This window comes from Methylobacterium sp. ME121, assembly GCF_000974725.1.
GTDB lineage: Bacteria > Pseudomonadota > Alphaproteobacteria > Rhizobiales > Beijerinckiaceae > Methylobacterium > Methylobacterium radiotolerans.
Window position 1 is genome coordinate 1 of sequence record NZ_BBUX01000180.1, and the last position, 890, is coordinate 890.

Genomic DNA, 890 nt, shown 5'->3' on the forward strand with positions numbered 1-890 from the left:
GCCGACAGCAGGATGACCGGTTCTCCGGCCCGCTCCTCGGACGGCGTCATTAGGATATCAGGGCTCAGTCAGAGCCCCTTGGCGGGACAGATGCCGCCCTCGTTTCTCTTCCTCACCAGATAGCGCGATCGCCGGAGCGGTCCGACTGCGGGTCAGCCCGCGGTTCGGTCTCGCGACAGCTCGATCGTACTGGGCCTGTAGCTCAGGTGGTTAGAGCGCACCCCTGATAAGGGTGAGGTCGGACGTTCGAGTCGTCCCAGGCCCACCACGACACGGGACGTTCCGCCCGCCGGCTTGACCCTTTGGGGCCATAGCTCAGCTGGGAGAGCGCGTGCTTTGCAAGCATGAGGTCGTCGGTTCGATCCCGTCTGGCTCCACCACTCTTTTGGGACTTGGCGTCGTGGAAACGGCAGCCGCCCGAGAGAGGTGTCGAGCCCGCTATCTGGAACATGCGTTTGCCGCAGCCTGGATGCTGTGAGGACCGATCGGTCCCGCAGGGTCGGCTGTTCGGCGAAGACATCAGTGACATCGTGAAGAGGGAATGTGGCCGTTGGGGCAGAGAGATCTGCCAACCCCGGCGGTCATGTTCGGCAAGCATACGGTGATCGGATCGGAAACGGTTCGATCACTGGTCTTTTTGTGACCGTGTCAGACTTTTGCGCTGGATCCTCCGGACCCAGTCACAAAAGAACGGACATCGATCACGAGAGCGATCAAGTGCCTTAAGAGCATTCGGTGGATGCCTTGGCGCTGAGAGGCGATGAAGGACGTGGTACGCTGCGATAAGCCTTGGGGAGCTGCGAACGAGCTTTGATCCAGGGATTTCCGAATGGGGAAACCCACCTTCGACCTTCCGTATTGCGGGACCAGGCGTGAGCCTGGTTCCTCAA

General features: G+C 61.0%; 2 tRNA genes and 1 rRNA gene. All 3 read left to right on the top strand.

The window, feature by feature from the left end:
- Positions 1-191 precede the first annotated feature (191 nt).
- Positions 192-268: transfer RNA gene (locus tag ME121_RS32800), tRNA-Ile, on the top strand.
- Between the two features lie 36 nt (positions 269-304).
- Positions 305-380: transfer RNA gene (locus ME121_RS32805), tRNA-Ala, on the top strand.
- 331 nt (positions 381-711) lie between these two features.
- Positions 712-890 (top strand): 23S ribosomal RNA (locus ME121_RS34850); the annotation flags it as partial.